This is a genomic window from Limnothrix sp. HT2024 (assembly GCF_059138625.1).
On record NZ_CM181121.1, the window covers coordinates 1,562,252 to 1,587,995 of the forward strand.

The 25,744-nt window shown below is 56.7% G+C and carries 19 protein-coding genes; 9 read left to right on the forward strand and 10 right to left on the reverse strand.

Annotation, left to right across the window (positions count from 1 at the left end; genetic code table 11):
- Positions 1-137 precede the first annotated feature (137 nt).
- Positions 138-785, reverse strand: a complete 648-nt coding sequence (petB, locus tag AC2IAX_RS06295) for a cytochrome b6 (protein ID WP_393010422.1) — start codon at positions 783-785, stop codon at positions 138-140.
- 314 nt (positions 786-1,099) lie between these two features.
- Here petB and ctpA point away from each other — a divergent pair, with 314 nt between their 5' ends.
- Positions 1,100-2,380: a carboxyl-terminal processing protease CtpA gene (gene ctpA / locus AC2IAX_RS06300; protein WP_494390299.1), complete on the forward strand. Its 1,281-nt coding sequence runs from the start codon at positions 1,100-1,102 to the stop codon at positions 2,378-2,380.
- Between the two features lie 119 nt (positions 2,381-2,499).
- On the opposite strand, the gene ccmO is transcribed toward ctpA, so the two are convergent.
- The 5 genes from ccmO to AC2IAX_RS06325 form a co-directional block, all read right to left on the reverse strand.
- A complete protein-coding gene (gene ccmO, locus AC2IAX_RS06305) occupies positions 2,500-3,276 on the reverse strand; it encodes a beta-carboxysome assembly protein CcmO (protein ID WP_494389811.1) in 777 nt (258 codons plus the stop codon).
- A gap of 120 nt (positions 3,277-3,396) precedes the next feature.
- On the reverse strand, positions 3,397-4,410 hold the full coding sequence (gene ccmN, locus AC2IAX_RS06310) for a beta-carboxysome scaffolding protein CcmN (RefSeq protein ID WP_494389812.1): 1,014 nt from the start codon (positions 4,408-4,410) through the stop codon (positions 3,397-3,399).
- 36 nt (positions 4,411-4,446) lie between these two features.
- A complete protein-coding gene (locus tag AC2IAX_RS06315) occupies positions 4,447-6,369 on the reverse strand; it encodes a RuBisCO small subunit-like domain-containing protein (protein WP_494389813.1) in 1,923 nt (640 codons plus the stop codon).
- 329 nt (positions 6,370-6,698) lie between these two features.
- Positions 6,699-7,034 (reverse strand): beta-carboxysome shell vertex protein CcmL, encoded by a 336-nt coding sequence (gene ccmL / locus AC2IAX_RS06320; protein ID WP_099533297.1) that lies wholly within the window; start codon positions 7,032-7,034, stop codon positions 6,699-6,701.
- A gap of 469 nt (positions 7,035-7,503) precedes the next feature.
- Positions 7,504-7,812 (reverse strand): carbon dioxide-concentrating mechanism protein CcmK, encoded by a 309-nt coding sequence (locus tag AC2IAX_RS06325; protein ID WP_099533298.1) that lies wholly within the window; start codon positions 7,810-7,812, stop codon positions 7,504-7,506.
- A gap of 1,111 nt (positions 7,813-8,923) precedes the next feature.
- Between AC2IAX_RS06325 and AC2IAX_RS06330 the strand changes: the two genes are divergently transcribed.
- The 6 genes from AC2IAX_RS06330 (at position 8,924) to AC2IAX_RS06355 (ending at position 17,493) form a co-directional block, all read left to right on the forward strand.
- Complete coding sequence (locus AC2IAX_RS06330) at positions 8,924-10,777, forward strand: NAD(P)H-quinone oxidoreductase subunit F (protein WP_494390300.1); 1,854 nt, start codon at positions 8,924-8,926, stop codon at positions 10,775-10,777.
- A 104-nt stretch (positions 10,778-10,881) separates the two neighbouring features.
- Positions 10,882-12,393 (forward strand): NADH-quinone oxidoreductase subunit M, encoded by a 1,512-nt coding sequence (locus AC2IAX_RS06335; protein ID WP_494390301.1) that lies wholly within the window; start codon positions 10,882-10,884, stop codon positions 12,391-12,393.
- Between the two features lie 353 nt (positions 12,394-12,746).
- The gene (locus AC2IAX_RS06340) at positions 12,747-13,871 is read left to right on the forward strand and encodes a CO2 hydration protein (protein ID WP_494389814.1); all 1,125 of its coding nucleotides are present in this window, start codon (positions 12,747-12,749) and stop codon (positions 13,869-13,871) included.
- Between the two features lie 57 nt (positions 13,872-13,928).
- Complete coding sequence (locus AC2IAX_RS06345; RefSeq protein WP_494389815.1) at positions 13,929-14,315, forward strand: DUF4346 domain-containing protein; 387 nt, start codon at positions 13,929-13,931, stop codon at positions 14,313-14,315.
- On the forward strand, positions 14,293-16,734 hold the full coding sequence (locus AC2IAX_RS06350) for a hypothetical protein (protein ID WP_494389816.1): 2,442 nt from the start codon (positions 14,293-14,295) through the stop codon (positions 16,732-16,734). Before AC2IAX_RS06345 ends, AC2IAX_RS06350 begins: the two co-directional genes overlap by 23 nt.
- A gap of 138 nt (positions 16,735-16,872) precedes the next feature.
- Positions 16,873-17,493: a Uma2 family endonuclease gene (locus tag AC2IAX_RS06355; RefSeq protein WP_494389817.1), complete on the forward strand. Its 621-nt coding sequence runs from the start codon at positions 16,873-16,875 to the stop codon at positions 17,491-17,493.
- Positions 17,494-17,515: 22 nt separating this feature from the next.
- Here the strand turns inward: AC2IAX_RS06355 and AC2IAX_RS06360 are convergent, their stop codons facing one another.
- The 4 genes from AC2IAX_RS06360 to AC2IAX_RS06375 form a co-directional block, all read right to left on the reverse strand.
- Complete coding sequence (locus AC2IAX_RS06360; protein ID WP_494389818.1) at positions 17,516-19,582, reverse strand: NAD-binding protein; 2,067 nt, start codon at positions 19,580-19,582, stop codon at positions 17,516-17,518.
- 48 nt (positions 19,583-19,630) lie between these two features.
- Positions 19,631-20,266, reverse strand: a complete 636-nt coding sequence (locus AC2IAX_RS06365) for a Uma2 family endonuclease (protein WP_494389819.1) — start codon at positions 20,264-20,266, stop codon at positions 19,631-19,633.
- A 201-nt stretch (positions 20,267-20,467) separates the two neighbouring features.
- Positions 20,468-21,871 (reverse strand): (Fe-S)-binding protein, encoded by a 1,404-nt coding sequence (locus AC2IAX_RS06370; RefSeq protein WP_494389820.1) that lies wholly within the window; start codon positions 21,869-21,871, stop codon positions 20,468-20,470.
- A 158-nt stretch (positions 21,872-22,029) separates the two neighbouring features.
- Complete coding sequence (locus tag AC2IAX_RS06375; RefSeq protein WP_494390302.1) at positions 22,030-23,328, reverse strand: FAD-binding oxidoreductase; 1,299 nt, start codon at positions 23,326-23,328, stop codon at positions 22,030-22,032.
- Positions 23,329-23,830: 502 nt separating this feature from the next.
- Here AC2IAX_RS06375 and AC2IAX_RS06380 point away from each other — a divergent pair.
- Positions 23,831-24,415 (forward strand): hypothetical protein, encoded by a 585-nt coding sequence (locus AC2IAX_RS06380; RefSeq protein ID WP_494389821.1) that lies wholly within the window; start codon positions 23,831-23,833, stop codon positions 24,413-24,415.
- A 282-nt stretch (positions 24,416-24,697) separates the two neighbouring features.
- Positions 24,698-25,576: a hypothetical protein gene (locus AC2IAX_RS06385; protein WP_494389822.1), complete on the forward strand. Its 879-nt coding sequence runs from the start codon at positions 24,698-24,700 to the stop codon at positions 25,574-25,576.
- Positions 25,577-25,744: the final 168 nt, after the last annotated feature.

Consider the following 25,744-nt stretch of genomic DNA (forward strand, 5'->3'; position numbering starts at 1 on the left):
CCTGTGTTCTTTATTTCGATCCTGAACGATCCTGAGGACTAATCCTAAGAAAAGCTCCCGAGGGAGTTCAAGACGGCGATACACAATTCAACAACCGGCTAATAAGCACCAAGCCAGCCACACCCGGTAGCGCATCTTTAGAGGGGGCCCGAGATCCCTTGCTTGCGGATCATCAGGAAGTGCATCAGCATGAACACGGCGATCATCCAGGGCAGGACGAAGGTGTGCAGGCTGTAGTAGCGAGTGAGGGTGCCTTGGCCAACGCTTTCGCCACCGCGCAGCAGTTCAACAATGGTCGAACCGACGACCGGGATCGCCTCAGGCACACCGGACACGATCTTCACAGCCCAGTAGCCCACTTGGTCCCAGGGCAGCGAGTAGCCGGTCACACCGAAGGAAACGGTCAACACGGCCAACACCACACCCGTTACCCAGGTCAGTTCGCGGGGCTTTTTGAAACCACCGGTCAGGTACACGCGGAAGACGTGCAGGATCATCATCAGCACCATCATGCTGGCAGACCAGCGGTGGATGGAGCGGATCAGCCAGCCAAAGCTCACGTCGGTCATGATGTATTGCACCGACGAGAACGCTTCTGCCACGGTGGGCTTGTAGTAGAAGGTCATGGCGAAGCCGGTGGCAAACTGGATCAGGAAGCAGACCAGCGTGACACCGCCCAGGCAGTAGAAGATGTTGACGTGGGGCGGAACGTACTTGTCCGTCACGTCGTCGGCGAGTGCTTGGATTTCCAAACGCTCGTCGAACCATTCGTACAGTTTCGACATAGCTGCGGAGTCCCTTGCTGGAAACGGATGAGGCTGAAACTTAAAAATGCATGGCGCTTTTTAAAAAATTTAACACACTGGAAATCCTCCCAACCTGATACGGAGAACCGATCGGTGGTGCGATCGCGCGGAGGAGGGGATTTACTTCGCCTTCGGGAGTACCTGGTCATGGGGTTACCATGCCTGAGGCCCCCTGAGCCGTTCTCAGGAACGGGAGAGCTAAGGGGGCGATCGAGCCGGGCTGGGTCGTAACTCGACCTCGCAGGTTAAACAATTTTGGGTAGGGTTTGAGGAAGCCCCTTTCAGCAGTTAGGATCGGTTTCATGCTTAAGAATCTGATTCAAAAACCATTTAGGGTTGGACTCCTCCTAGGGTTGTGGGTGCTGCTGTTGTGGCTGGGCGGGCCCACCGATCGGGCTTGGGCCATGACTCAGGAGCAAAAGCTGCTGAGTGAAGCATGGCGAATTGTTAACCGCGCTTATATAGACGACACGTTTAATCATCAAAACTGGTGGTGGATTCGGGAAAAGGCGCTGAAGAAGCCCTTGCGCGATCGAACGGAAACCTATGGGGCGATTCAGGAAATGCTGGCCGTGTTGGGGGATCCCTTCACCCGATTCCTGTCGCCGGAGCAATATCGCAGTTTGCAAACCAACACCTCCGGGGAACTGACCGGGGTGGGATTACAAATTGCGCTCGATCCCGAAACGGGCGCTTTGACGGTGGTGGCTCCCTTGGCGGGTTCACCGGCCGATCGAGCGGGAATTTTGCCCCAGGATCAAATTCTGAGCATTAACGGAATCCCCACCAAGGCCATGAGTTTGGATGAGGCGGCGGAGCGGATGCGCGGCCCCTCGGGCAGTCAGGTGCGGTTGCAAATTCAGCGATCGGGGGAACCGGAACCCAAGGATTACGATTTGGTGCGCGATCGCATTGCGATTAATCCGGTAGTGGCGGAGTTGCGGCGCGATCGGGATCGGGATCGCAAGATCGGTTACCTGCGCCTGAGCCAGTTCAATGGCAACGCAGCGGCGGAAATGGCCACCGCCATCAAGCAACTGTCGCGGCAAGGGGCTGACGGGTTTGTGCTGGATTTGCGGAATAATCCCGGTGGACTGCTGCAGGCGGGCATTGCGATCGCCCGACAATGGATTGATAGCGGGCCGATCGTTTATACGGTGAATCGCCAAGGGGTGTTCGACTCCTTCGAGGCCAACGGCAATGCGCTTACGGATGCACCGTTAGTGGTGTTGGTGAATCGAGGAACCGCCAGCGCCAGCGAGATTTTGGCCGGTGCGCTGCAAGATAGCGGCCGGGCCCAGTTGGTGGGCGAGCGCACCTTTGGCAAGGGGTTAATTCAATCCCTGTTTGATTTGGCCGATGGCTCCGGATTGGCGGTGACGATCGCTAAATACGAAACCCCATCCCACCGGGATATCAACCAAGCGGGCATTGAGCCGAACCGTTCCATTGATGGCCCGCCTCCGCTGCCGATTGGCGATCGATCCGCCCCCGATCGGGTTGATCCCCAATACGATGCGGCGGTGGAAACCCTGTTGGCCAGTTTGACGGGCACGGTCACGGCCCGCCGATAAAATCAGCCCCTGGCGCAATCACCATGCTCAGGGGCTATTAACTGGCTATTTAATTTGCAGGTTTTGGCTGGATGCAGATTGGCTAGATTCAGGCAACCGTTACGAAAACCAAGTGCGTCCTAAAGGCGCTCCTCAAATCGTTCCAACTGCTGAGGCTCACGCATCGGTAGTTCCACCGGTTCTAAGCGTTGCAGCTCCGGCAGGGCCACCGGTTGCATCACCCGCCGCTCCACTTGATGCAGCTCGATCGGGATCGCCCGGCGAGTTTCCACTGTCGCTTGCCAATGTTCCGCCAAGGGCAAGGCCCGTTCCAAGTCTTCTAAGGCTCGGGGAATCACCATCACCGCATGGAGTTGGCCAATCCGTTCTGCTTCAGCCATGCCAATTTGAATTGCCATCCCCACATCCGCCACGGAGCCGCGAATGATGGCGGTGCAAAGGCCATCCCCGATCGTCTCATAGGCGGCCAGCCGCACATCGGCTCCCTTGAGCATGGCATCGGCAGCTCCCACCATGGCCGGGAATCCGACGGTTTCTAATAGGCCCACCGCTTGATTAGCAAACGGGCTGCGGGGCATTTCTGCCAGGGCTTCCCAACTGGGTGGTCGAATCGGCAACACCGCATCCAAGTTAGGCAGCGGTCGCGGAATCACGGTTTTGCCTACCAGTTGCCCAAATTGCTCGGCGGTTTCTGCGCCAGCTTCCACGGCAATTCGCACATCGGCAACGTTACCCCGCACGATCGCGGTGCAATGGCCACTACCGGTTTTCTCGAAACCCACCAGGGTCACCCCCGAGGATTTCAGCATCATGTCCGCAGTGCCGACAATTGCCGGAAAACTGCGGGTTGAGACCATGCCGAGGGCAGATTGATTTGCGGGAGTGGCAGCGGTCATCGGAGAGAAGGGAGGGACGCAAGGGGAACGATCGGGGCAATTCAGAACATTGCTGCCTCTATCTTAGGCCTGCCACAGGTTCGGCCTGCCACAAAGATTGGCGCGATCGGGAACGCGGGCTTAGGGTTCATCCCGATCATCCGCGCCTGACGAGTTGGCAGGGGGCAGTTGGCCAGTCCCATGGGTTCCGTTCAGGGTTTGCTGATAGGGAAACATCATGGACAGCAATCGATTCACATGGCTGCGTCCATAGACTTCCACCTTTTGCTCCACGATTTGATGCTCAGTGGTTTGGGTAATGATCGCGCTTGGAGTAGGCGGCGGCTCGGCCACGGTTGGTGTTGAGGTCGGCGGTTCTGAAGTGGTTGAGGTTGCTGAAGTGCCGGGAAGAATAGCTGGTGTGGCGATCGGGCGCGGTTGGATGGGGCTGACACCGGGAGCCAAGCCCGGTGGTGCTTGGTAGGGCACGGGTTCCGGCAAGGGCGGCGCGGCGGGCGGTGCAGGCGGAAAAGGACTCCCGGAAAATCCCTGGCGATAGAAACGGCCACTCCGATCCTGGCGTTCTTCGTCGTCCTCGTCCCAAGGACAGGGCAACGGATCGGGCGGGTCGTCGGTCACCGGGGCAATTGGTTGCGGGCTAGGGGCGATCGGGGTTTGTTTGAACGGAGCGGCGGCCGGTAAATCTTCAGCCCTCAAATTTCCCGTGCTTAAATTCTTAGCCCCTGAATTTTCAGCCCCTGCATTTCCCGTATTTGAATTTTGAGTTTCTGAATCTCCTAGGTCTGAACCTCCGAGGTATTGACCCGGGGCAATTCGCTGTCCAGGGGCGATCGACTGGTTCAAAACAGTTGTGCTGGGGCCAATACAGGCCGATCGGCCCACCCGTACCGCGCCAATCAGCAACACAGCGGCCCCCAGATGGGCCGAGGCCTCCAGCACAATTTGCCCCCCTTGACAGGCGTGAACCACTGCGCCCATGCCGATCGTCACGTGGGGGCCGATCGTAATTCGGCTGCCCGGATCCGCCTGCAACAGCACCCCGGGGGCGATCGTCGCCGTTGGATCAAGCGTTACTTCGCCGGAAATCCAGGACTGGCGATCGTCCACCGGATGTAGCGGTTGCAGGGTCGTCATGCGGCAGCCGAGTAGGGGGATGGGGGCCTCCAGGTCTTAGCGACCGGGACGCTGAACCACTTCTTCGTAAACGCGCTTCTTGGCCGTCGGGTCGATGCCAATCACACGCACGTAGCTCGTGGGGTTATTTGCCAAGCAAGCCGTCAGGGCCGCCAGCACTTGGTTAGTCGAGGAACCTTCCAGACCGCCGCAGCTCGTCCAAGCATTAGCCCGGAACCGACGCACATCGGCATATTCAGCACCAATTCGGTAGCCTTGGCTCAGGAGCTTTTGGATTTGCTGGGCAACGGCAGCGGGCACATTTCCAGCACTCACCGGGGCAGAACCATTGGTGCTGGCCGCCGCAGGGGCACTGAAGCTCACCGCATTATTAGCTGCTTGCACACCGGGACGCTGAACAATGATTTCAGCGGCGCGGCGCTTGCTGCCGGGTTCCACGGCCACCAGTCGCACATAGGCGGTGGCATGATCGGCCATGCAGGCGCTCAAGGACGCGATCGCCTCCCGTTCCGAAGTGGCTTGCACCGAACCGCAAGTCGTCCAGGCATTGGCGCGGAAACGACGCACATCGGCAAATTCCGCCGTGATCTTGCAACCCCGGCCCACCAGTTGCCGAATTTGGGCTGCCACTTCCGCCGAAATGCCACCCGTAGCCACCGCTGCACCGTTGCTGGCAGCGGCTGCCGAAGCGCCGGTCACGGCTTTGGCTCCGGAACCGTCGGGCCGTTGAATCACGGATTCAAAAACGCGCTTCTTCGCCCGCTTGTCAATGCCAATCAAGCGCACATAGTCCCCCGCGTGGTCAGCCAAGCAGCCTTGCAGCAGGCTCAACACTTGGGACTCGCTGGTGGAGTCGATCGGCTTGCAGCTCGTCCAAGCATTCGCCCGGAACCGGCGCGGATCCGCATGTTCAGTACCAATTTGGTAGCCCTGGGCTAGCAGTTGGCGCACCTGGGTGGCCAAGTCACCACCAACCGCACCATTGCTGGTCGGAGCTTTGGAGCCGTTGCCGTTGCTGCTCGGTTGGCTGGCTTTGGCACCGGTGACCGTACCTTGACCCACCTTGTCGCCCGGGCGGTGGACAACCGATTCATAAACCCGTTTCTTAACCGCAGGATCGATCCCGATTACCCGCACATATTCACCCGCGTGATCACGCAGGCAGCCTTCTAGGGCCGTCAGCACGTCGCTTTCATAGGCCGATCGCGGCAGGGCGCAGCTTGTCCAGGCATTGGCCCGGAAGCGGCGTGCGTCGGCATATTCAGCGCTGACTTGGTATCCCTGAGCCAGCAATTGGCGAACCTGTTGCACCAACTCGGCGCTCAACGTCGTCGTAACCACGGAACCCCCAGAACCTTCAGAACGATAATCTTGAACAGCAGAACCGTTGGCGGGCCAATTGCCCGTCGGGTTGGCGATCGCCCCCTCAGGCCAATGATCCAACCCGGCCAACTGGCGCACAAACTCCCGATCGCGCTCCCGAGCCACCGGCAACGCATCGGCCTGTTCCTGCGTCAGAATCGTCGAACCCGACGGCACGTAACGCCCCGACGGAATTTCCACGTCTTGAATCAGCACATGCATCATCACAATACAGCCATCGCCGACCCGCGCATTAAACACGGTCGATCGAAAGCCAATGAAGCAATTGCTGCCAATGTAGGCGGGGCCGTGAATCAGCGCCAGGTGTGATACCGTCGCCGATTCACCAATCCAAACCGCATAATCTTGGCCGTCATCCCCCAACACACAGCCGTCGGCCAATCCATGGATCAGCGCTCCGTCTTCCACCGATGCCCCCGCACCGATGTGGAACGCTGCGCCCCGATCGGCTCGCACCGATGTGCCCGGCCCCACCCTTGCCCCAGCGGCGATCGTTACTTGACCAACCACATTGGCGAACGGATGAACTTGAGCCGTGGGATGGATGGCGGGCCGCACGGATTGATCGGAAGCCACTGACTTCCGATCAAGAACCGTTCCATTTGCCCCTCGCGATCCCATGCTAAAAACCTCCGTCACGACTTCACTAACAATTGCTGCGATTCGCTAACGAATGCCGCAACCAGGAAGCTTCTTACTCCATCGCGGTGAAGTTGGCTTCATCCACAACCCAGGTCAGCAGGGACAAACTGGCTGCCTTCCATACATTGGATCCGGCAAGTGATTTGGAATCTGAAAATTGATTCGATCGCCGGATCGCCATGTTCAGGTTGCCGTTGATGAAAACACCTGGAACAGACCTAGGGGATCCCTAGACCTTTCCTGGCCATCCCGCACTGGTGAGCTTAATTGGGCAACCGGGCATTATTGGGCAACAACAGCCGGTCTTCATCGCTCTTGCTGTACAAGCGCATGTTTTCAGCGCTCACGGTATCGATGATCGCAATGGCCGCCGCGTCAATTGGACGACCTTCGCCCCCCTCCACTTGACGAGCAGCACTGCCCCGGGCCACCAGCACCCATTCATCCATGCCAGCCCCCACCCCGTCAGCCACCACCTCATATTTCGGCGTGAGCTGACCGGCCGCATCGACCAACTGCACCAACAGAAACTTCACACCCCGTAGGCTGGGTTCCTTTTGGGTGCTAACCACCGTGCCGCAGACCCGTGCAATTTGCATAGCAACTGATTCAAACCAGCACTGTGAACGATCGCGAAAACAACAGGCACTTTGAAGCTTTTTTACGAGGACTCACCCTCAACACTCCTATCCGTTTTAGCCACTGACTTGATCGAAGCGATCGCCTCGATCAGAAAGTTCTAAAAACGCTTTGCAATTCAATAAATTGCATTGTTTCGGAATATCGGGATGCGCACTGACTAACCGACAGTGCGATCGAGTCGTTATCAGACCTAAACAAAAATTTTTAGCCCGTTGGATGAAGTTAGGTCTTAACCAATTTCGATAGGGCGATCGCGTCATGCCAGCGCACTCAGAACCTTGATCTCAACACCAATGGTTTAAATTGCCCGATGACCGGGATTAGACCTCTGATGGAGACGACTGATTCTCATGCTCGATCGCTTAAAAACTGCTGCCCGCTGAAATTGCGTCAAAGCCTAACGCAGCCAACTTCGCGCTTGGATGACTATTCCGAGAACTGTTGCACTGCCTCGGTGTAGCGGATCGGCAGCACATACTCCAGGTTTTCGTGGGGACGGGCAATGATGTGGGTCGAAACCACTTCACCACCGTTCACACGGCGCACGGATTCCACGCCAGCGGCCACGGAAGCTTGCACTTCCGACACATCGCCACGGACGATCACGGTCACGCGGGCGCTACCGATTTTCTCGTAGCCCACCAGGGTCACCCGAGCGGCCTTCACCATCGCATCAGCGGCTTCCACAACGGCGGGAAAACCACGGGTTTCAATCATTCCGACTGCAATAGGCATTGCCGAACTCCTTATGTTGTGTCGTAAACGCGAATGTTGTAGAACGCCTTGGTTATTTCCAAGGACGATCGTCCCTGCGCTAGTGCGATCGCGGCATTTATCGTACCCCCCTTGGGGATCTGGCGCTAGCCATTATTTCTCAAGAATTGGAAATAATACGCACGATAGAACGCGGGTTTTCGTAAAAAAACCCACTGAACCCGCGATTCCCCCGCAGAATAGCGTTGACGAACTTCCCAAGCCTAGTTACGGCTCCCTACGCATTAGGCTACAGGGGACAGCACCTAAGGCAATTCGCCCCGCAACGATTCGTTACGGATTGCTACCTGGGCAGGAATGAACGCTTTACTAACTAGTTTGCCTATTCCCTAGTGTAGTGAAAAGCGTCCCCAATCAGCTTTTTTAATCTCAATCGTTTTGATAACTTGCGGTTAAGCCCCCGTTCGCTTATCAGAAAATCAGAAAAATTAATCCCCCCACAAAGGAATTGCAAAGTTGATCGCGATTTCCCCAGGTATCCCATCAACACTTGGCATGGAATGATCTGAAAATGATCAAAAGCAACCGCATGGGATCCGCATCCTCAGCGGTCAAAACACTCGATCGCCCCAGGATTCCCTTAGCAGTGGCGCGAACCCAGTTCAGGGGGATGCCAAACTGAGGATCGCAGAGGATCAAAACCGATCCAATCACTTGCTAGGCTTAACGATGGCCGGCCAACTCGCCGTCTGTCTCGCGGCCGATCGGGCCAGGGCAGACCTCCCCAAGGGCGCGATCGCCCATTGACCGCATCACCGCTGGATGTTGACCCATTCAGCGGCCCATTTGCTGTAGCCCGATCGCGGCTCACCCCTTGCAACCCACCCTGGCGGGGCCGTCGGCTAAACCATTTGCTCGCTCCGGTTGCGAGATCCTGCCTTTGGCGGCCGCTGATCACTGTTCTTGGTCATCGCTGCCGATCGTGAACCTCCGATCATCCTTTTCGGTCTTTTCGATCGCTGTTTTCGATCGTTCGTGATCGTTGTTGCCTCATTGCGCCATCTTGGGCCTTTTTAAATTTTCCTGTTCACCCTTACCTTGAGCGCGATCGCCCATGACCGCCTTACCCCCCCTGACTCAATGGCTGGTGCAAACCGTCTGGCTTGTGCCGGCCTATGGCTTGATTGGGGCGTTGATGACCCTGCCTTGGGCCACGGGAACCATCCGCCGCACGGGGCCCCGGCCCGCCGCCTACATCAACCTATTGATGACAATTTTGGCCGCCATCCACGGCGGTTGGCTGTTTCGGGAATTTTGGGGTCAGGAGGCGCAATACCTCAGCTTCAATTGGCTGGAGGTAGCGGATTTCAAGCTCTCCTTTGTCTTGGAGGTTTCTCCGGTCAGCTTGGGGGCCATGGAACTGGTCACGGGGCTGAGTTTGGTGGCACAGGTCTACTCTCTGGGTTACCTGGAAAAAGACTGGGGCTTGGCGCGATTCTTCGCCATGATGGGCTTTTTTGAAGGGGCCATGAGCGGCTTAGCGATCAGCGATTCGTTGCTGTTGAGCTACTGCCTGCTAGAGATGCTGACCCTTTCCACCTATCTGATCGTGGGCTATTGGTACGCACAACCCTTGGCCGTTACGGGGGCCCGGGATGCCTTTCTGACCAAGCGGGTGGGGGATATTTTGCTGCTGATGGGGACGTTGGCCCTTTCGACCCTCAGCGGCAGTTTGAATTTTTCGGATTTGGCGGACTGGGCCCAAACGGCCCAGTTAACGGACTGGCAAGCGGGTTTGCTGGCGATCGCCCTAATTGCGGGGCCCACGGGCAAATGTGCCCAATTTCCGCTGCACCTGTGGCTGGACGAAGCCATGGAGGGGCCCAATCCGGCTTCCCTGATGCGCAACTCGATCGTGGTGGCCTGTGGAGCCTATGTGCTGATTAAGCTGGCTCCGGTGTTGGCCCTGTCGCCCTTGGGGTCGGCGATTCCCATTGCCTTGGGAACCATGACGGCGATCGGGGCCTCGTTGGTGGGAATTGCCCAAATTGACCTGAAGCGGGCCCTGTCCCACACCACCAGCGCCTATCTGGGGTTGGTGTTTATTGCGGTGGGGTTGCAACAAACGGATGTGGCGTTGCTGTTGCTGCTGACCCATGCGATCGCGAAGGCGGCCCTTTTTACCAGCATTGGCGGTGTCATTCTGAACACCAGCACCCAGGACATGACCCAAATGGGCGGTTTGTGGTCAAAAATGCCCGTTTCTACTATGGCTTTTGTGGCTGGTTCCATGGGGATGGTCGCCCTGTTGCCCTTGGGATCCTTTTGGGCCATGGAGCGGTGGCTCAGCGAGCCAGCCATGCCCAGTTGGTCGATCGCGGTGGTTTTGTTGGTGAATGGTTTGACGGCGCTGAATTTGGCCCGAGTGTTTGGGCTGGTGTTTGGCGGCTCCACACAACCCAAAACTCGCCGGGCCCCGGAGGTGGGCTGGACGATGGCCGTGCCGATCGTGTCCTCGATCGTGCTGACCCTGTTGGTTCCCTTGATGTTGGAGCGGTGGCAACTACTCTTAACCCGGGTGGGAATGCTGCAATTTCCGATCACGGAAACGATCGCCCTGGTGACTTCGGCGGCCCTGGGCGCGGCGATCGGAATTGCCATCTATAGCTTTGGGGCAGTGGCGCGGCCGGTGCAGTTGCCGGTTCCGGCCCTGCAAGACCTGTTGGCCTATGACTTTTATATCGATCGAATTTATCGGATCACCATCGCCCTCGTGGTGGGGGCGGCGGCCCGGTTCACGGCCTGGGTCGATCGCTACATCATTGACGGCTTGGTGAACTTGGTCGGAGTGGCGGCCCTGTTTGGTGGCGAAGGCTTGAAATACAGCACCTCTGGCCAATCCCAAGGCTACGTTCTGGTGGTGCTGATCAGCATCAGCATGATGGTGGTTTTGGCTGGATGGTCCTTGGCGCAACTGTGGTTCTAGCAACCGAGCGCCCAGGGAACAGGAGATCAGGGAAATAACCGGCAAAGAGACGGCTGCATGATCAACGGCCGCGTGATTGCTGAGACAAAGAGGAAAAAACTGTGCTGCTGAGTTTGTTGGTTTGGATTCCCATTGTCGGGGCGATCGCGATCGCCCTTTGGCCCGGCAAAGTCAACGCCACCCAGGCCCGCCAAGCGGCCATCTTGAACTGGATTGGCCTGACGATCGTTACCGGCGTGATCGTGACCCAGTTTGACCCCAGAACCGATCGCCTAGCGCTGATCGAGTCCTTCCCCTGGATCGATCGGCTCGGCCTCAGCTACAGCCTCGCCATTGATGGCCTGTCCTTCCCGCTGGTGGTACTCAACACCTTGCTGGTCGGCATCGCCATCTTCAGCACCAACGAAGCCATCAACCGCCCCCGGTTTTACTACAGCCTGCTGTTGTTGCTCACCAGCGGTGTCTACGGAGCCTTTCTCGCCCAAGACCTGCTGCTGTTCTTCCTGTTCTATGAGCTAGAACTCATTCCCCTCTATTTCCTGATTGCTATTTGGGGCGGGGCCCGGCGCGGCTATGCGGCCACCAAATTTTTGATCTACACAGCCGTTTCTGGAATTTTGATCTTGGCCGCCTTCCTAGGATTAGCCAGCGCCGCCGGTTTCAGCACCTTTGGCTATGAACCCCTGCGGGAATTTGCGATCGCCCAAGCAACCGCCCCCGACTCCCTCTTGCCCGCCGCTTCTCAACTCTTGCTGTTGGCGCTGCTTGTGGTCGGCTTTGGCATCAAAATTCCCCTGGTTCCCCTCCATACCTGGCTGCCCGATGCCCACGTGGAAGCCTCCACGCCCATCTCCGTTTTGCTGGCCGGCGTGCTGCTGAAATTGGGAACCTATGGCTTAATCCGGTTTGGGTTGGGCATGTTCCCCGAAGCCTGGAGCCAAATTGCGCCTTGGATGGCCGCCTGGGCCGTGGTGAGTGTGCTCTATGGTTCCTTTGCCGCCATTTCCGAAGGCATCGCCAACGGGGATATGAAACGCCTGGTGGCCTACAGTTCCGTGGGTCACATGGGCTTTATTTTGCTGGCGACGGCGGCGGCCACCCCCGTCAGCCTCATGGGTGCAGAGTTTCAGATGGTGGCCCATGGCTTGATTTCTGGCCTGTTGTTTCTGCTGGTGGGGATTGTTTATAAAAAGGTGGGCACTCGCCAACTGAGTGACCTCAGTGGGTTGTTTAATCCCCAGCGGGGTTTGCCGGTGGTGGGGTCGCTGATGGTGTTGGGGGTGATGGCCAGTAGCGGCATTCCCGGGATGGCGGGCTTCATTGCGGAGTTTTTGATCTTCCGAGGCAGTTTCCCCACCTATCCGATCTACACGTTGCTCTGCATGGTTGGCACGGGGCTAACGGCGGTCTATTTCCTGATTTTGCTGAATCAGTCGTTTTTTGGGCGGCTGACGGAGCGGGTGGCCAATTTGCCTTCAGTGAGTTGGCTCGATCGGGCCCCGGCGATTGCTTTGGCCGTCCCGATCGCCCTGTTTGGTTTGCAACCCAGTTGGTTAGCCTACTGGAGCGAGCCAGTCACCACCGCGATCGCCCTAGCGGCCCATCACAGCCCCTAAGTAATCACCGCTCTGGTTTTTTTGCCACCCGATCACCCCGGTCATCACTCCGCGATCGGGCACGAACGTCACCAACCGCAGGCCGATTCTGATTGCTCCTTTGGCATCCTCATATAATCAGATGGCTAGAGGATGTCTGAGCAGTGACTTGGGGTACTTGCAAGGCACTAGTCGTGATCGTGGGGGCGAGGGGCTTAAGCCCCTTGTCTTTGCCGGTTGGTGAGACCCGGAAGGTAACAGTTTTGGCTCTTCAGACATCCTCTTAGAATTACCAGTTCCCAAGCCACGAATTCAAGCCACGAATTCAAACTGCAAATTTCAATACCCTTGCCCCAGCTTAAGGTTTTTAACCCATGCTCTCTATGACTGCCACCCATCCCCTGAACAGCACGATCGAGCAGCTCTTGCAAGGGGAAGCACTGCTGAAAGACAGCCCCAGCAACGTGCTGGAAGTGGTGGGCATTTTGCATAGCTACGGCATTGTTTTAGATGCCTATTCTAATAACCTAAACTATATTGCTCTACATCAATTTTTGCGATTCTTCCCGTTTTTTAAATACTTTAATGGCGAAATTTCGCTGCCAAAGTTACTGAAACATTGGCAGCACGATCGAATCAATTTTGAATATGCCGAATATTGCATGAAAGCCATGTTCTGGCATGGGGGCGGCCGCTACGATAGCTATTTGGATTCACCAGAATTTATTGCCCTTGCTCAAAAAGCCATTCGGGCCCGTTTCGCCAAAAACCCGATCGTCCTGGGAATGGATCAGCTCTTTCCTGAATTTCTGCTAGAGCAAGTGCGGCAATTAGCCTATTACCGAGCCTTGGGGCAATTTTGGCGAATCATGAGCGACATGTTCATGAGCCTTTCAGATCAGTACGATCGCCGCAAAATCACCACCATTCCCCAGGTGGTTCAACATATCCAAGATGGTCTGGTGGCGGGGGCCAATTCCCCGATCGAATATGCCGTGGAATTGGGCGGGGTGACCTATGACATTGTGCCCCGATCGGCCAAGATGACCTTCCTGATGGATGCGGCTGTGCCCTACGTGGAGGCGGTCTTTTTCCGGGGAACCCCCTTCAGTGGCACGATTTCCTACAATGCCCAAGCGGCCCGCATCCCCACCGAACAGGGAGATTTCGCCTATGGTGCGCTCTACGCTGACCCATTGCCCGTGGGTGGCGCAGGCATTCCGCCGACCCTTCTGATGCAGGACATGCGGCATTTTGTGCCCGATTATTTGCATCAATTCTATGAAAATAGCCTGCGCCATGAAGACGATTTATTGGTGAAAATTTGCCAATCATTTCAAAAGTCCATGTATTGTGTCACCACGGCGGCGCTGCGTGGCTTGGCTCCCCATCCCCTGGAGTCGGTTGACCCGGCCCATCAATCGGCTAATATTGCCTACTTGAATGGTTGGATGGATCGGTTTATTTCGTCGCAGCTTGGCAATGTGAATCGTGATTAGGCATCAAATTCATCTGATAATTGATCCATTCATCTACCCGTCAATATGTCAGTTGATATGACCCTCAATTCTGTGGAAACACGCCAAGCGATCGACGATGAATTATCCCAACGGCCTTTAGACCTTGACCCGGCTGGCTATTTCGTGATCTACCTCGATCGGGAACAGGCCTTAATTTGCGCCAAACACTACAGCACCGTGATTAACGATCGGGGCTTGGCCACGGATCCGGTCACCGGCAAGGTGATTCCGGCGAAGGGTTCTGTTCCGCGCACGGCCGAGGCCCTCTATACCGGACGCACCGCCAAGGAACTCTGTGTGAAATTGCTCGAACAAACCCAGCCGATACCGGTTTCAATGCTGGATCATGCAGCTTATTTAGGCCGAGAGTTCATGCGTGCAGAACAGGCTTTGGCCACCGGTGCGGAATATATTCAAGACTAAGACCAAGGCCCTGGCAGCGGCCTGGCGCAGCGCCCGCACACGACATCCTCAGGGGTGGTGGTTGGCGGCGCTGTTGTATGGTCTGCTGGGGGGGTTGATTTTGGGGCCCCAGCCTTGGCTCCCGGTGGTGGGAGCGGGGGACACGGATCTCTGGGAAGCGATGGGATTTTATGTGCGGGAGCATTGGCACTGGTGGCCTCTGCCGCACATCGATTTAGTCAGCGATCGGGCGTTTTATCCCTACGGGGGGCAAGTGGCTCTCCAGGCCTGGGGTCTGGAGCGGGATTTGTTCTATGCCTTGCTCTTCAGCCTGGGTGGAGCGGGCCCTTGGCTAAAACTATATTTTCTGCTGTCGGTGGCGATCGCCCTCTTTGGCATCGCGCGGATTTTGCAACCGGACTTTGGGGAACGGCGGGCAATTTTGACGGCGATCGGGGCGGTGTTTTTGAACATCTATGCCCTGATTTGTAAGTTTCCGTTCCATAGCAACATGGCGATCGTCCATTGGCTGGGCCTGAGTCTGGCCACGGATTTTGTGTTGGTGTGGCGATTTGTGCGGGGCCGGGCGATCGGGCGGGCTTGGTGGCTGGGGCGCGTGGCGTTGGTGCTCCTCAGTTTGGGCCAAGACTTGGGCTATGTGGCGGGGTTTGGGCTGCTGTCGCTGGTGCTGTCGGGAGGATGGATGTTGGCGGTGAGGTGGTGGCGGTGGCGAACCCCAGCGATTGAGCGGGCTGCCGATGCCAACCAAAGCGAAAAGAACCCAGATTGGCAGCTCCGGCTTGGCTATTGGATTTATGGCTGGCCGCCCTTCCGCCCGATCGAGTGGGGATTGATCGCCCTGATCATTTGGGCCGCTTGGTTATATCTGCTGCCGGTGATTCCCATCGTGCAGTTAGCCAAGGAATTGGACTGGAGCAACAGCTTCGATCGGGCTTGGTTTGCCCATCCCTTGCGCCTTCTGGCTCCCTATTGGCCTCAAATCAACCCGATCGCGGCGGCTGGCTGGTGGCGAGCTGTGCTGCCCAGCCCCCTGGAAACAGACTTTGATGGGGTGGTTGGTTGGGGGCTGTTGCTGGCGGGGGCGATCGGCTGCTGGCAACGGCGGCGCTGGTGGGCGGCGTTTGTGCCCCTGGGTTTGTTGATGGGCTGTTTAATGGCCTATCGCCCCTGGGATTTACCGATTTTGCAATGGTTTCCCTGGTTTTCGTTTAATCGCGTGGCCGGACGGGGTACGGTGGTCTTCCCGATCGCCTTGGCCCTATGCAGCCTGGGTTGGCAGCCGGATGCGGGTCGATCGGCCCGATCGCGGCAATGGAACCGCTGGGCCGCCTGGGCCGTGGCAGGAATCTGCTTGCTGGATTTGATCGGCGGTTATGGCCTCAAACCTCGCGAACAACCCCTAGCCCCCAGCTTTCAGCCTTACATGGCCCTGGTGGCCCAGCAGCCGGGCACGGCTGTTTTGGACTGGCCCTTTTGCGTAACAGGGGGAAACGGCGTGGGCAGTGGCGATGGCACCTGCCCTTTTTTTGCCCATAATCCCAGCACCCACGCCCTTAGACGGTTTCACCACAAAGCCACCGTGGGGCAATATTTGGGGCGATTGCATCCCAGCCAGCTCACCCCCTACCTCGAAGCCGGTTGGCAATATTTGGCCCTGCCCGATCATCCAGATTTAAACCAAACCCAACGCCAGCGCCGCTGTTTTCGCAGGGATGAGTGGGAGTTTTTTCGGCGATTCTTTCAATTGGGCGATTTTGCGGGCATTAATCTCTATGTCGATCGCCTGGCTCGGGGATGCGAAAGGGAGTTTTATGCTCAATTGGGCCACCCGATCGCCAAAACCACCGTGCCGGGCATGGGGCGTGTGGTGTTTATTCCCAAGCCAGCCCCCTGGCAAGGCCTCGTCGATTTGGATCAGGCGCGACTGTTGCGTTTCTCGCCCTTCCTTGACCCAGCTCCCGTCAGCCCAGATCCTGCCAATCGCGATCGCCTGGATCCGGAAGCCGCCCCCCTGAAAACCACCATGCCGGAGCTAGACCTCGTGCAGTTCGGAACCGTGCGCGGTGTGGAAATTCGCGGCGGGTTAGATCGCAATCGCCGAGGTCAACGCTGGGGTTTGGCCCCCATGACCGTCCTGGATTTGCAGAGCGATCGGTCTCAAACTCGACAGCTCAAAATTCAAGCGACAGTGCCTGTGACCAGTCAGCGACTCAGCATCTTTTTAGATGATGAACTCCTGTGGCGCAGTGAACTTTTATCCCGTAACCAAACCCTGGATTTGAACTTACCGATCACCTTACCAGCCGGCAGGAGTCAGCTATGCTTGGTTTATGAACAATCCATCACTCTGCGCGATCAAATTCCTGCGGCTGGCAACCGCCCGATCGCGCTAACCTTCCAGCATTTAGCAATTGAATAACTGTCAATTCAAGTTACTTAAAATCACAATAATCACCAACCAAAATCACAATCAGCCAGAGTTCCAAACCATCTCAAATTTCAATGAAATCAAGATTTCAAGCAAGAACCAAAATAGCCAACATCAGGACAGAACTCGATGGTTATAACTCGCGATCGCCTCTTGACCTTTGAGGACTATCTCAATTATCAAACCGATGACGCAGCCAGTGATGTTCGTTATGAATTTGTGGATGGTGAACTAATTCCCATGAATCCACCCAAAATCGAGCACTTTTTGATTGCCAAGTTTCTAACCCATTACTTTGAACAGGCGATTCAGCAGGCTAATCTGCCTTGGCTGGTATTTTCTGAAATCGGAGTCAGGACGGGATTTAGGCGATCGCGCGTGGTGGATCTATGCGTGGTGCAGCGGGAGCAGGTGCAGGAATTAGCGGGGCGATCGGCGGTTTTTGAAACGCCGCCCTTGCTCGCTGTGGAAATTGTCAGCTTGGATTCGATCGGGCGGGATTACCGCTACAAGCGATCGGAATATGCCGCTGCGGGAATTCCTGAATATTGGATTGTGGATCCCCTCGAAAATCGCTTGACTATTCTGCAATTACAAGAAGGGTTATATGACGAAATTCCCCAAGATCCATCCGGCTTAATTCAGTCGCCTATTCTTTCAACCATGGGCCAGCAATCGGCCGATCAGCAGCCAGCGATTACGATCGAGCAAATCTGGCAAGCAGCTCATCTGGCTCCAGATCCTGCGTAGAGTTTCCAAGCGATCGCGAGCATTACCCCAAATCCGTCGCCCAGCAAAGGGCTTCTGCATCCACTAAGCGCTGTCGCAAACTGGCCACCAGCGATCGCGCCTGATATTCATACATCGCACAAACCATGGGTGGCTCGCCCACTTCCACCAAGGTAGGCAACCGCTGAAACAGCGATCGCGCATGGGCCAAGCTGCACCCGGTGATGCGGGCGATCGCGTTGGCCCCTTCAAAGTCCGCTTGGGGACTGGCGGAATGCAACCGCACACACCACGATCGAGGAGCCAGCTCGCCCCGCTCAATCCGCCGCAAACCTTCAATGGAAGCCAACACCACCAGGCGATCGCCCGATCGCAAGTGGCGATCAAGGCGCGGAAAGTCCAGTTCCCCATCCTCCAACGCCTTGCGACTCACCCGCTCATGCAACAGCGGCACAGCACCGTAGCCACAGGCAAACTCCGCCAACAGCAAATCCACCAACGTATCGCCCGGCTCAATCCGATATTCCGCCACCAGCATCGTGGTGCGTCCCCAGCGGTAGAGACTGAGAATATTTTCACCAAAGGCCGCCCCCGCAAAGGCTTCCGCCGCCAAGGCATAGGCACAAAGCACCTGCGCATCGGGCAACAGCCCCACCAAGGTGTCACTAAAGGCGCGATCGAACGTACGAATCACCAAGCCCGTGGAGAGCGACGCTTGGCGCACCATTAACGCCATTTCCAAATTGGCAATTTCATCATCGGTGGCAAAGACGATCGACTTAGCCCGTTCTAGCTCCACCCGATCCAGCGTATCCGGCAACTTCCCCACCATCAGCGGCAAATCACCCAAGGTATTGTCATCCAAGCCCTGGCGCGTCAGCCCCGCCACCGACTGCCCAGACTGCAACAGCAAACGGGCAATTTGCTGGCCCACCTGTCCCATCCCCACCACCAGCACATGATCCTTGTCCGGCAGGCGGGGGCGACTGGGAGAAAACCGCAACCGCAACGACAACAGCCGCTCCGTCAGTAGCGCGTAGAGCACGCCCACCAGACCTGTGCCCACCACCGTCAGGCTAAACCCAAACAAACGCAGCCAGCGAGGCACGGCACTGGCCTGGGCAGGATCGCCAAACAAATCGGCATAGCCCCCCAGCAGCAACAAAGCCGTGTTGCAAAAGGCATCAAACCAATCGCGGTAGGGCGAGTAGTGCCGCAAAATGACGGTTCCCAGCAGCAGCAAGCCCAGCACGGCTCCGGCATAGATCAGGGCGATCTGCAACAGCCGACTGCGATGGAGAAGCGATCGCGCAGCCTGCTGAAGCGATCGCAGCAGTTGCCAACGCGGTGTTGATCGCGGTGCAGGAGTCAGAGATCGCCGGGACGAGTGCAGCGCCGCGGCCGCCTCCCACTCATGCCAACGGCCCCCGCGCCGCATTTCCACATAGGCCACCCAATCACCGAGTTGGAAGGGATCCATAATGCCAGACCCGTAGAACAGCGGATCGGGAGGCAGGGGCAGCGAACCACTCCAGTGACCCAAAATCAAGCGCGATCGATTGTTGAGGTTTGCGGGAATGTCCCCCAACCAAGGATCATCCGCCTGGAGCGATCGCTGGCGCACCCGGTAGGCCACGCCGTTAATTTCAAACGCCCCGATCGTCTGATCCTGCAACGCGGCCAGGGCAAAGGCCATAGCCGACAACCGCGAAGGCTCGAAGGCCACAAAGTTGCCGAACTGCCGTGCCAGCAAGTCATTCAAGTGGGGACGGTTGGAGCGCACCACCAGCCGCACCGCCGGATTCAGCAAGCGCGCCGCCAGGGCCGCCTTCAGGTTGATGCGATCGTCCCCCGCCAACAGCAAAATGGCTCGACAATCGGCAATCCCCGCTTGCTGCAAAATGCTCGATCGACAAAAATCCCCCTCAATCACCTGTTCCAGCATGGCCGGTAAATCCGGCACATCCCACCCACTCGGAATGGTTTGCTCGATCGCCCGGACGCGCACCCCAAAATTTGCCAAGGCCGCAACACAATGTTGTCCTAAATTGCCTAGCCCACAAACCAAGAAACCGTCAGACAGCACCGTTTGCATCTGCGAATTTTGCATCTGCCAATGTCGTATCCGCCAAATCCGCCAAAACGGTGCAACAGGAGATTACTCCCCTGTCCCCCATTGCACCGCTTCATAGATCATGGCCAATGTGTCTGAAAATCCCAAACTTTTTAGCTCAAACGACATTTCCGACAGTGAGCGCTGTTGCTCATCGGGGGTCAGGATTTTGGGATTAAAGTCGATCGCCCCGTAACGGGTTAACTCCCAACAATTTGGGGCCGCACCCTCGGGCCGATAGTAGCGATCGAGGGCCGGGCGATCGCTGCTAATCAACACATATTCCTTGAGGGATTCCATGCGGGCATATTGCTGAAACTTTTGGGCGCGATCGAACTCAGCAGTTCCGGGCGACAACACTTCTGTAATCAAGCAGGGATATTGAATGAACTGGTGCGATCGCAAGTCCCGAGGATCGCAACTCACCACAACATCGGGATAGAAATAGGGCCCTTTTTCTGAAACATGCACCTGCACTTCACTGATGAACACTCCGCAGGATTTACCACGCAGATGACGTAGATGAAGCTTCAGCGCAATCACGAAATTCGTAGCGATCGTGTTGTGATCTAGCGTGCTGTCAGCGCGGGCATAGACTCGACCGTTGAGGTATTCATGCCGCCATGGTTGTTGTGCTTCCCAAGCAAGAAACTCTGCGGGAGAAAGATAGCGGGAATCCATGACATCAACCATGGCCGTGCCGACATACTGAATGGTTGGATAGGGTTAGGGCGCGTCATCAGATGCGATTGATTGAGGCCGAAATGGTTGATCTTCCTGGATCAAGCGCCCCAGACAAGGGGCTTAAGCCCCTTGCCCCTCACGATTAGGCAACCCAAGATCAGGGTTTTGGGGATTTTGACGACAGCCCCTAGAACCAGTCTAGCGATCGCCCTTCGGCAATGCTTCACCTCGCATGGATCGATCGAGTAGTTCGATCGGGTGGAACACGGGCACAGGTTTATTTTGCAAACCAAGATGTTTTTGGATTTGCAGCGAACAACCTGGATTCGGTGAGGCGATCGCATCGGCTCCCGTGTTGGTCAGGTTTTGCACCTTCAGCTCGCCCAGCTCATCGGCAATTTCCGGTTGCAACAAGTTGTAGATCCCGGCGCTACCACAGCAGAGTTGCGAATCGATCGGCTCGCGCAGGGTCACGCCCGGAATTTGCCGCAACAGGTCGCGCGGTGGGGCGCTGATTTTTTGGCCATGTAACAGGTGGCAAGCGTCGTGATAAACCAGCGTCACCGGTTCCGGGGCGATCGGCTGGAGCGGCGCAATCCAGCCCACTTCCGCAAAGAATTCGTGGATGTCGCGCACTTTTTCAACGAAGGCGACGGCGCGATCGCGGTATTCCGGGTCGTCGTGCAGCATGTGCCCGTATTCTTTGAGCGTGTGCCCACAACCGGCGGCGTTGATGATGATGTAGTCCACATTCGTATCGGCGAAGGCATCGATCATCTGGCGGGCGATCGCCTGGGCCTGGTTGGTTTGGCCCTGGTGCGATGGCAGGGCCGAGCAGCAACCCTGACTGGGCGGAATCACCACCTCGCAGCCGTTGGCCGTCAGGGCGCGCATGGTGGCGGCGTTCACCCCGCTAAACAGGGTGCGCTGCACACAACCGAGAATTGCGCCCACCCGATAGCGCTGGGTTCCTTGGGCGGGAATGGTTTCGGGAAATTCGTTGTTGAGGTTGTCCCAGCTCAGGCGCGGCAAAATTTCTTCCATGGCCGCCAAGTTGGGCAGCCATTTTTTGAGCAGGCCAGTCGATCGCACCAGGGTTTGCAAGCCCGATTGCTGGTAAAGCAACAGGAACGGCATCAGCAGTTTCAGCCGATCGGGATAGGGAAACAACTGGAAAATCAGCGTCCGTAGAGCCTGTTCCGGGAGCGATCGGGGCACGTTGCGCTCCACCTGCGGCCGGGTGGCGCTGATCAGTTGGTCATACTTCACGCCGGACGGGCAGGTGGTGACGCAGGCCAGGCAACCCAAGCAGGTGTCGAAATGCTGGGCGGTGGTGCGATCGAGTTCGGCGGTTCCTTCGTTGATCGCATCCATCAAATAGATGCGGCCGCGGGGCGAGTCGGTTTCCTTGCCCAAAACGCGGTAGCTGGGGCAGGTCGAAAGACAAAACCCGCAATGGACACAGGAATCAAGCAGCTTCGGGTCAGGCGGCGAGTCGGGGTCAAAGCCCGATCGCTGACCGGCTGCCAACTCACCCAAATGGGGGTTTTGGGCCAGAAAGTTGCTCTCTTTGGCGGGAATCGGGCGATCGCTCGTTTGCATGGGTCGGTGGGTTGAAACCAATAGGCGATGGCAATGATCTGGCAACTGTCGATCGGCTGGGACTGATCGATCGCCCCTCCCGAAACCCTGGCGCTATCGTCGGGGGGCAAGGGGCTTAAGCCCCTTGTCTGAGAGAGGCAGGGGTCGCTCTCGTGGCGCTAAACCAAGAAGCGGCCGGGATTCAGGAGCTGGTGCGGATCGAACTGCTGTTTTATTTTCCCCATTAGGGCCAGACCCGAACCGCGATCGCCCCAGCGATCGGATTGCTTAAACTGATGGGTCAGTTCAGCGGGCACTTGCAACAACGTCAAAAATCCCTGCTCCGCTTCGCAGACCGTGCGCAATTGCCGAATCCAGCGGGAAGTTCGCAGCCAATCGCCCTCGATCGCCCCGAGGCTGGCCCAACCCAGGCCGCTGCTGGCGTGGATTTGACCTTGGCTGATCGGGCCGCTGGCCAGGCGATCGAGCAGGGTCGGGGCCGCCGTGGGCAATGCGCCAAATTTGAGCGTAATGGGGCGATCGCTCGTGGGCTGGGTGCTGGCGGCGCGGAGCTGGTGCCAAAAATCGGCTTCATCTGGTTCGCTCAACACCATCGATTGCAAGCTCAAGTCTTGGGCCAGGGCGATCGAGCGGCGCATCTGTTCCGCCACGCTGGGGGCGACGCTGCCAAACCGCAGGGCCAAGCCCACCGCCGCGTCCGGCAGGGCCGGGTTGCCCCAAACCCAATCCAGGGCGATCGGGGTGAGGGTGGAATTCCGTAAGCCTTGGGCCGCTTGGGCCAGGGCCGGGCGATCGCCCCACAGCAGCAGGGTTTGGCACTGCTCCGGAATCGGGTACGTCCGCACGGTCAAGGTCGCCAGCAGGCCCAGCGTGCCAAAGGAACCGGTGAACAGCTTCATCAGGTCATAGCCCGCGACGTTTTTGACCACGCGGCCGCCAGCTTTCGCAATTTGCCCATCCCACCGGACGATCGAAATCCCTAGCAATAAATCCCGAATGCCGCCGTAGCGTTGGCGCAGGGAACCCGTATCGGCCGTGGCCACAATCCCGCCCAGGGTGGCCGTGTCGGCAAAGGCCGGATCGATCGGCAGCCACTGACCCGACGGGGCCAAGGCCGCTTGCAAATCCCGCAGCTTCATCCCCGCTTCCACGGTGGCCACCAAGTCCGCTTCGTCATGCATCACCAGCCGATCGAGCCGGCCCAATCCCACGGGCAACACCGCAGCTTTGGGACGATCGCCCCAGGCCAGCTTGCTGCCGCTGCCGAAGGGGACGATCGGCTGACGGCGATCGGCACAGGCCGCGACAATTTGGGTGAGTTGGTCGATCGACTCGGGCATCACCGCCGGGCGAGCTAACTGACCGATCGACCGATCAATTAACTGATCGATCGATGGATCTAATAAATCATTTAAATCATTGGGATCATTCAGATCGTTTGGATCGATCGCACGCATCACGGGCCCAACCTCAAGACAATCAGCAATTGATTTGAAATACCTTGAAATGCATTGAAAATGCTTTGATCAGGTTTTCTCGAATTCGTCCCAGGCAACGGGTTAAATTTAGCCTTAAAAAACGCCGAAATTTCCAAAAGGTCAGGGACGATGGAGCAAAATCCATCATTCTTCAAGATTGTCGTTTTGCTGTTCCCAGCAACCATTCCGCACCGGAGCGATCGGGTTGATCGTCCATCAAGCACCCATCGATCATTAACCAATTCTTAAATCATTCACTGGATTGATCGAATGTAATCGATTGGATTAATTGGACTAATTGGACTAGTTAGATGAATCCCGAGGCCAACTCGATCCGAATTCAGTTCCCCTGCTTGCGCCGATCGCTGCCAAGTGTGGTGAACCCATCTTCTCGGGCGGTGGGCACATCTGTTCGGTGATGAAAAACGCTGCCTAGACTGGAAAACAAGTGACCAAACCCTCATGATAAGGAAATTTGCCCATGAATGCGCCGTCTAAGGCCGGCCGTTGGCTGGCGGGTGCTGTTTTGACCCTGTTGCTGGTGGTGGGTGGTTGTGTGGCCCTCAACGATCGCAGCGATCGCGGCCCGGCTCCCAACCCCACGCCAACCACCGTGGTCGATCGCTCTGTTGATCAGTCCACCGATCGCGGTTCCGATCGTCGATCGCCCAAACCCAGCCCCAGTGTCAGCCCCTCGCCCATTGATAAAAAGCCAGTGGCGGGCGGCAAGCTGAATAAGTATTTCCCGAAAACTAGCGATGGCTACAGCCTGGTTTTCCAACAGGAAAAGAAAGGATTTGCGGAAGCCAAGCTGAAGAAGTCGGGCGAAGAAGTGGCCAAGTTGTCGATTAATGACTTGGCGAACAATGCAAGCGGTCTCAGCAAATTCCAAAGCAGCGATGATGACATTGACGGCTATCCTGCCGTTCAAGTGGGCAAAAACCAAACGGCTGTCTTGGTGGGCGATCGCTATCAGGTGAAAGTGCAGTCTACGACCCTCAAACCCAGCGATCGGGAAGACTGGATTGAGAAGTTTAATCTCTCCGGCTTGGCCCGTTTGAAGTAGTTGACTTTTCTATTTTCCGAATTGGCGCTTAGTGTGAACTAAGTAGCATGGCAAGCTTATTTTGATCGGTCAGGTCAAACAGCTATCACCGTTGCCTAGTTGCCTAATTGTTAGGCAGCAAGGGGCTTGAGTCCCTTGTGATGACGACTGATTCCAAAACGTTGCCCCCACGATCTAAAACAGTCACGCTATTAGCTTTCGCCTAGCCCTTGCCTAGTTTCGGTTGAGCTTTTTGTCTGTTTCTTGTTTGGAAACCCTGTGTCTTAGTGAGGATCAAAATTCATGGGTAAATCCATTGTGCAATTGGTTGATGAACTGCCCACCAGCGGCATGACCATCACGGTTCTGAATGCGTTGGATTTTGTGGTTCCCGGCGAGTGGGATAACTTGATTGGGTTCGATCGCACGATCAAAACCGTCACGGGCGAAGACGATCCGGGTTTAATTTCCCAAATCAAAGACCGGGCGATCGAGCTGTATAACGACGAAGGCGAGGGCTATCAACGCGCCGTTTGGCTCTATCAAACCGTGGACACCGCCGCAAGCGCCTTGGGCACGGCTGCCATGGCCAACAAGGTGGGGCAAGATATTTCGTTTTTGGGCTTTTTGCAGAATTTGACTCCCAAGCCCGAGAAGGCCCAAGCGATCGATTTGGGAATGAAAATTGTGGTGGAATTGCTGGCCTATTGCCAAATTAATGGCATTCCCGGCGACAGCATTGGCGACTTTTTGGGTTCCTTGGCCGACTACGGCGGAGAATCCAAAATGCGAATGGCAGCCATGGTTTGCTTGGATGGATTAGTGCCTTTGGGCCCGAACTTCATCAAAGCGGCCGGCGATTGGATCGGCAGCGCTACCCAATCAAGCATGGAAGAAAACGAGGCGTTTCGGAACATCCAGAAGATGATTCCGGGCACTGACAAGGTAGCGTTTGTTGGCCAAGCGTTCAGCTCAGTTTCGAGCTGGATGGGGAACTTCGTGAGCGATCACAGTCTCAACCCCCAAATCGTTTTGCAACACCTGCAAGGGTTTGTGGACATTGCCGATGACAAGCTGGATTATGTTGGTGCATTTTTGGACATGAGCACCAATTATTACTATCACACGGGTGTCCAAACGGTTGCCAAGCGCTTGATCGATCGCGCCTATGCTGAAATTTAGCGCTTGAACTGGACTGGCTGAATTCAAACAACGATTGATTTCTCTAGATACAGCCAAAAAACAACATTCAAACAACGGGGTTGTTGATCTGAAGTCATGATCTTATTCATGACATAACTCAGAACGGCCCCGCTTTTTGTTTGTATTTTGATTGAATATTTTTAGATC

Coding starts and splice junctions, on each gene's coding strand:
- petB (WP_393010422.1), bottom strand. CDS start 785: ATGTCGAAACTGTACGAATGGTTCGACGAGCGTTTGGAAATCCAAGCA.
- ccmO (WP_494389811.1), bottom strand. CDS start 3,276: ATGACCGCTGCCACTCCCGCAAATCAATCTGCCCTCGGCATGGTCTCA.
- ccmN (WP_494389812.1), bottom strand. CDS start 4,410: ATGACGACCCTGCAACCGCTACATCCGGTGGACGATCGCCAGTCCTGG.
- ccmL (WP_099533297.1), bottom strand. CDS start 7,034: ATGCAAATTGCACGGGTCTGCGGCACGGTGGTTAGCACCCAAAAGGAA.
- AC2IAX_RS06325 (WP_099533298.1), bottom strand. CDS start 7,812: ATGCCTATTGCAGTCGGAATGATTGAAACCCGTGGTTTTCCCGCCGTT.
- AC2IAX_RS06340 (WP_494389814.1), top strand. CDS start 12,747: ATGCTCTCTATGACTGCCACCCATCCCCTGAACAGCACGATCGAGCAG.
- AC2IAX_RS06345 (WP_494389815.1), top strand. CDS start 13,929: ATGACCCTCAATTCTGTGGAAACACGCCAAGCGATCGACGATGAATTA.
- AC2IAX_RS06355 (WP_494389817.1), top strand. CDS start 16,873: ATGGTTATAACTCGCGATCGCCTCTTGACCTTTGAGGACTATCTCAAT.
- AC2IAX_RS06360 (WP_494389818.1), bottom strand. CDS start 19,582: ATGCAAAATTCGCAGATGCAAACGGTGCTGTCTGACGGTTTCTTGGTT.
- AC2IAX_RS06365 (WP_494389819.1), bottom strand. CDS start 20,266: ATGGATTCCCGCTATCTTTCTCCCGCAGAGTTTCTTGCTTGGGAAGCA.
- AC2IAX_RS06370 (WP_494389820.1), bottom strand. CDS start 21,871: ATGCAAACGAGCGATCGCCCGATTCCCGCCAAAGAGAGCAACTTTCTG.
- AC2IAX_RS06375 (WP_494390302.1), bottom strand. CDS start 23,328: ATGCGTGCGATCGATCCAAACGATCTGAATGATCCCAATGATTTAAAT.
- AC2IAX_RS06380 (WP_494389821.1), top strand. CDS start 23,831: ATGAATGCGCCGTCTAAGGCCGGCCGTTGGCTGGCGGGTGCTGTTTTG.
- AC2IAX_RS06385 (WP_494389822.1), top strand. CDS start 24,698: ATGGGTAAATCCATTGTGCAATTGGTTGATGAACTGCCCACCAGCGGC.